Annotated in this window: 5 protein-coding genes and 4 pseudogenes; 3 read left to right on the top strand and 6 right to left on the bottom strand. The window is 36.1% G+C overall.

All coding sequences use genetic code 11. The annotated features are described in order from the left end of the window. Window positions 1-248: 248 nt before the first annotated feature. Window positions 249-511, bottom strand: a pseudogene (gene nhaB / locus ARSQ2_RS04515) (sodium/proton antiporter); the annotation flags it as partial. A 225-nt stretch (window positions 512-736) separates the two neighbouring features. Between nhaB and fadR the strand changes: the two are divergent. Then, a pseudogene (fadR, locus tag ARSQ2_RS04510) lies at window positions 737-1,459 on the top strand (fatty acid metabolism transcriptional regulator FadR). Between the two features lie 464 nt (window positions 1,460-1,923). On the opposite strand, the gene ARSQ2_RS04505 reads toward fadR, so the two are convergent. From ARSQ2_RS04505 to gapA, 4 genes are all read right to left on the bottom strand, one after another. After that, entirely contained in the window at window positions 1,924-2,196 is a 273-nt protein-coding gene (locus ARSQ2_RS04505) for a hypothetical protein (protein WP_181994508.1), read from the bottom strand. A gap of 13 nt (window positions 2,197-2,209) precedes the next feature. Next, window positions 2,210-2,422, bottom strand: coding sequence for an aldose epimerase family protein (locus ARSQ2_RS04500; RefSeq protein ID WP_181994512.1), 213 nt, complete (start codon window positions 2,420-2,422; stop codon window positions 2,210-2,212). Continuing rightward, the gene (locus tag ARSQ2_RS04495; protein ID WP_181994507.1) at window positions 2,419-2,607 is read right to left on the bottom strand and encodes a hypothetical protein; all 189 of its coding nucleotides are present in this window, start codon (window positions 2,605-2,607) and stop codon (window positions 2,419-2,421) included. The genes ARSQ2_RS04500 and ARSQ2_RS04495 overlap by 4 nt, the downstream gene beginning before the upstream one ends. A gap of 122 nt (window positions 2,608-2,729) precedes the next feature. Continuing rightward, window positions 2,730-3,725, bottom strand: coding sequence for a glyceraldehyde-3-phosphate dehydrogenase (gapA, locus tag ARSQ2_RS04490; RefSeq protein ID WP_181994506.1), 996 nt, complete (start codon window positions 3,723-3,725; stop codon window positions 2,730-2,732). A gap of 352 nt (window positions 3,726-4,077) precedes the next feature. Here gapA and msrB point away from each other — a divergent pair. Next, a pseudogene (gene msrB / locus ARSQ2_RS04485) lies at window positions 4,078-4,523 on the top strand (peptide-methionine (R)-S-oxide reductase MsrB). Window positions 4,524-4,603: 80 nt separating this feature from the next. After that, window positions 4,604-4,822, top strand: a complete 219-nt coding sequence (locus tag ARSQ2_RS04480) for a YeaC family protein (protein ID WP_181994511.1) — start codon at window positions 4,604-4,606, stop codon at window positions 4,820-4,822. 38 nt (window positions 4,823-4,860) lie between these two features. On the opposite strand, the pseudogene ARSQ2_RS12530 reads toward ARSQ2_RS04480, so the two are convergent. Beyond that, a pseudogene (locus tag ARSQ2_RS12530) lies at window positions 4,861-5,101 on the bottom strand (isochorismatase family protein); the annotation flags it as partial. Between the last annotated feature and the right edge of the window lie 41 nt (window positions 5,102-5,142).

Genomic DNA, 5,142 nt, shown 5'->3' with positions numbered 1-5,142 from the left:
GAAACAGAGTATTCAACAAGTTATCATCGATGCGGGGCATATGGTGGAATATTTGCCTACCTATTCGCCAGATCTTAATCCAATTGAACATAAATGCCCACAAGCGAAATGCAAAAAAAGAGCGCTCGGATGCGACACAGATATTTTGTTCGCACTCAATATGGTGTAATCAAAATTAAGTCGCTTAGCTATACCTTCAACCATAAAAATTAATAGCAGTATATTACTTCAATGTTATTAGCAATTTAATGACTTACTTGTTGTGGTGAAGTCATCCCGATTATTACCGCTTCAATAGCAAGTAATCCGCCAGACTGTAATGGGTAGCATTTTAGCGCCATGGCAAGTGTAAAAATAAATTCAGCAATCAATAACCAACCGGTAATAAAACGGTTAACTAAAAAAAGCACAAGAGGTTGATTATCAAGAAGAAAATAATGGTCAATTTGTACCATTCAGGAGAATTACCAAGGAAATTTTTTAACATAATTTGTCTGATATTTATATTCATTATTACTTGCTTTCCTTCACTAGTATATAAGTAAAATTGACTAACGTAGCATACTACGTTTTTTATACCAGAAATTAAAAGAACGATTTCCTAATTAACGATAAATTGCATTAAGTCTTTATGGTCAGATTAGTATTTCTTAATAACTCGGCTACCTCAAACTTTTTCATTCTGATATTATCTCGTTTTATTAATGGCAAAAATTTGTTTTAGGTAGAGAAAAATATGATTATTAGAGCGCAAAATCCGGCTAATTTTGCAGAAGAGTATATTGTTGAAAGTATTTGGAATAACCATTTTCCGCTGGGTTCAATTTTACCCGCTGAACGTGAGCTATCCGAGCTAATTGGGGTAACGAGAACAACATTACGAGAAGTTTTACAGCGGCTTCCCAGAGACGGTTGACTAACTATTCAGCATGGAAAACCAACTAAAGTAAACAATTTTTGAGAAACTTCAGGACTTAATATTTTAGAAACCCTGGCGCGGTTAGATCACAGTGGAGCACCTAAATTGATTGAAGATTTGTTATCTGTTAGAACCAATATTTCAGCTATTTTTATTCGAACTGCCTTTCGTAAAAGTAAATCAAAATCACTAGAGATATTATCAATAAGAGAGAATATAAAAGATTGTTCTCAAGTATTTAGTACAGTTGATGATAATATTTTTCGTGGACTCGCATTTGTCTCTCGTAATCTTATCTATGGCTTAATCCTGAATGGTTTGAAAGGATTATATACCCGTGTTGGCCGTTACTATTTTTCTGATCCTAAGGCGCGTCAGCTGGCTTGCCGTTTCTACCATGATTTAGCTAAAATATGTGAACAAGAAAACAATGATCTGGTGTTAGATCGGGTTCGTAGTTATGGCAAAGATAGTGGCAATATTTGGCGTGAGATGAAAGATAAAGACAATATGATAAATAATTTGTCTGAATTACGTTAAACTCGTTGCTAGTTAATGCGCTATCAGCCTATTTTTATTCCCTCGTCAAAAGTGAGGGTGTTAATTGAGATAGCGGTTATTAGTGTAAGACACTAATAAATTTTAACAATATTGCTTATTATTTCTGCATAAAAATCGTAAAGCTATAGCATTACATCTTGCATCTTGATGCTACGCACACCTAAGGTTAATGACATGCGGGCAGGTTTTTCACCTGCTGGTTGCATTGGTTGGTTAATATAGGCTGTTTCTAAACATAGCATTTTTTTAACCATTGCTGGTCATATCTTTTATGGTACTGGATAGTTCAGCGTGCGGATTTCAACATACTATGTCGCTATGATGGTAATGGTGTATAGCTAAGCGTCTTAATTTTGATTACAAAATATGTGTTTTTCTCCAATATAAATTTACTGATATAGAGTAATTACTTGTAATCATTTTAAAGTCGCCCAGCTATATTTCTAAAATACGTTGCCAATTTTTATCATACACCAAATTACAATCATCGGATTCAGTATAAATACGATCAGTTCGTGTGGGGTTATATAAGTTTTTGTATCTTCTGTATAAACATCACGATAAGCTACTTTATCAATATAAGGTTTGCCTAGACCTTCAATATATATCTTATTTATGCCACTTACTTCTAAATAGGTATGTAATGCACCGGTGGCAGGCTCAGTACCATAATATTCAAATTCAATTTCACAGGTCGCTGCTAACTTTGAGCGCATTATTAAGGTAAATTCATGTCGCCATATCTTTTTTTGTTATTTCATTATCAGAAAGTGTTAGGGTAAGGATTACACTATCTCTAAGCTCACTATGCGCTGTCAATTGCCATTCCTCTAAACGAGCAAAACAATGACTGGGTTGAGCGACCAGGCCAAACCATGGCCAGCAGATAGGAATTCCGCCGCGAATAGCGGTATTTTTTCGAAATAGACTATTTTCACTCAACCATAAAGCGTTTTTTTCCCCTCGGGCTGCCCAGCTAAGTAGCTGGGTGCTCCCTGCAGACTGACTGCGGCACTCACTTTAGGATGAGAAACAATAATGACTGGAAGTTCATCAAGCTGTCGAAGTGTAATATAGCATGAAATTGTTTCTTTTACAGGTAAGCTAAACAGTGTCGTGTCATTCATCATTTCGTCTTTTTTATATTTTTTATGATTAGAAATTAGCTAGTTTAAAAATATCGTTGGATTATATGTGAGAATGAAAAAAGCCGCTATTAATGGGGGCTTAAAGCGAATAATTACCCTATTTATTTAGCAATATGAGCAATTAAATCTAAAACTTTATTTGAATAACCGGTTTCATTATCGTACCAGGCTACTAATTTTACAAAGCTGTCGTTTAAGGCAATACCGGCTTTAGCATCAAAAATTGATGTTAGTTTTTCGCCATTAAAGTCTGTGGAAACAACATCATCTTCGGTGTAACCAAGAATGCCTTTTAATTCACCATTTGCTGCTTGTTGGATCGCCTGGCAAATTTCTTTATAAGTGACAGGTTTATTCAAACGAACGGTTAAATCAACAACTGAGACATTCGGGGTTGGAACACGGAAAGCCATACCGGTTAATTTGCCGTTTAATTCAGGAATAACCTTACAAACAGCTTTAGCGGCGCCGGTTGATGAAGGAATGATGTTTTGTGAAGCACCACGTCCACCACGCCAATCTTTAGCTGAAGGTCCGTCAACAGTTTTTTGCGTAGCAGTCGTTGCATGGACGGTGGTCATCAGACCTTCAATGATACCAAATTTATCATTGATAACTTTCGCTAATGGGGCTAGGCAGTTTGTGGTACAAGAGGCATTAGAAACAATATCTTGACCACTATAGGTGCTATGATTAACGCCCATTACAAACATCGGGGTATTATCTTTAGAAGGGCCAGTTAAAACGACTTTTTTAGCGCCCGCCGAAATATGTTTGCATGCTGTTTCATCAGTTAAGAAAATACCTGTTGCTTCCGCAACCACACCGACACCAACTTCATTCCATTTCAAGTTAGCAGGATCTTTCTCTGCCGTGCAGCGAATAGTTTTACCATTAACCACCAGATCACCATCTTTAACTTCGACAGTACCGTTGAAGCGGCCGTGGGTTGAGTCATATTTCAGCATATAGGCCATATAATTGGCATCTAATAAATCATTGATTGCTACGATTTCGATATCTTTACGCTCTTGGGCAGCACGAAAAACAATACGGCCAATACGACCGAAACCATTAATACCTACTTTGATAGTCATCGTATTTCCACCAGCTATATTTTATTTAATTTAAAAGAATTCAATATTGTTTCTATGGTTACCAAAACCTTGCCATCCGTCAAGCGGAATCGTGTCAATTACCAGAAAAATTGACATATAAACCACCTTTTGTATGTTTGCCAACAAGCTTAAGGTCAATGTTTTTATTCACTATTATCGTTCTGGATAAAGAGATTTAAAGTGAATATTGCTAATATATCTGAATTATATCACAAATCAGATTAGAAAGACCCGATTTACCGGGTTAAAAATAATTGAGATGGTTTAGTGTTAACTTTTGCTTATCATATGAATATAATTACTTTTACTAGAAAATAAGGAAAGCTTTCTTATGACTGAAAAAGAACATAAACGCATTAAGTCAAATAAACTTAATAAAATGCAACATCATGTCACTCAAGAAGCCGGAACCGAGCCACCTTTTTCAGGTAAATTAGTACATAATTAACGAGAAGGTATTTATTACTGTCTCTGTTGCTCTGTTGCTCTGTTGCTCTGTTGCTCTGTTGCCATGCGCCGCTTATTCTATCACAAACTAAATTTGATACTGGCTGCGGCTGGCCAAATTTTTATCAACCAATTAATGATCAAGCCGTCAGTTATATTGATGATTTTTTCCACGGTACGCAGGGGATAGAAGTGCGTTGCCATCACTGTAACGCACATTTAGGCCATGTTTTTGCCGATGCCCCACAAGCGATTGGACAACGTTATTGTATTAATTCTGTTGCATTAAGTTTTACTGATCAACAATCTGGCGAAGTAACTGAGGGTTAAGTAAGGTTTACACGACGACAAACAAGAAAAGGGATGAAATATAGAGTTTAATGATCTGGTTAATTTAGTGACAAGTCGACATTTATCAACGATTGCTGACTGCCGTTGAGTTGGGAAAGTGCCCTGATGGTGTTGTCTTAACGCCTGAGCAAAAAGAAAATAGTCTGCAAACTATTATGCTTTGGCAGGCTAGACATAATCATCATGCTCAGCATATGACGGTGGGCACCGATGGGAATATCATTTTGAAAACAAAAGATCAGCTAAAGCGATTTTTTGATAGTGAAAAGCAGCAATAAGAAAAATTTATTCAATATTAATAATAGATTGCAGCTCCTTAGCTAAGTGCATTAGTTACAATCATAGATTGCGTCAGCAAATCAGAAGATGTTATTAATTTAGCACCAGCTAATACCCATTTCTTGTAATGCGTTATGACTACCTTCTGGATGAAGATTAACGCCCCTACAACCATCTTAAATAACCATTACTTGATAACCTAATTGCACTGCATCAAGGACGGTAAATTTTACACGGCAATCTGTTGCTAATCCCATAATGTATAGATGTTTGATTTTATTTTCTGTTATAGCTAAGCGTCTTAATTTTGATTACAAAA

It is taken from the genome of Arsenophonus endosymbiont of Bemisia tabaci Q2 (genome assembly GCF_902713415.1).
GTDB lineage: Bacteria > Pseudomonadota > Gammaproteobacteria > Enterobacterales > Enterobacteriaceae > Arsenophonus.
This window is presented reverse-complemented; position numbering and strand designations above follow the sequence as displayed.

Excerpts from the sequence above, each read along its gene's own strand:
- ARSQ2_RS04505 (WP_181994508.1), bottom strand. The coding sequence starts at position 2,196 with ATGCGCTCAAAGTTAGCAGCGACCTGTGAAATTGAATTTGAATATTAT.
- ARSQ2_RS04495 (WP_181994507.1), bottom strand. The coding sequence starts at position 2,607 with ATGAATGACACGACACTGTTTAGCTTACCTGTAAAAGAAACAATTTCA.
- gapA (WP_181994506.1), bottom strand. The coding sequence starts at position 3,725 with ATGACTATCAAAGTAGGTATTAATGGTTTCGGTCGTATTGGCCGTATT.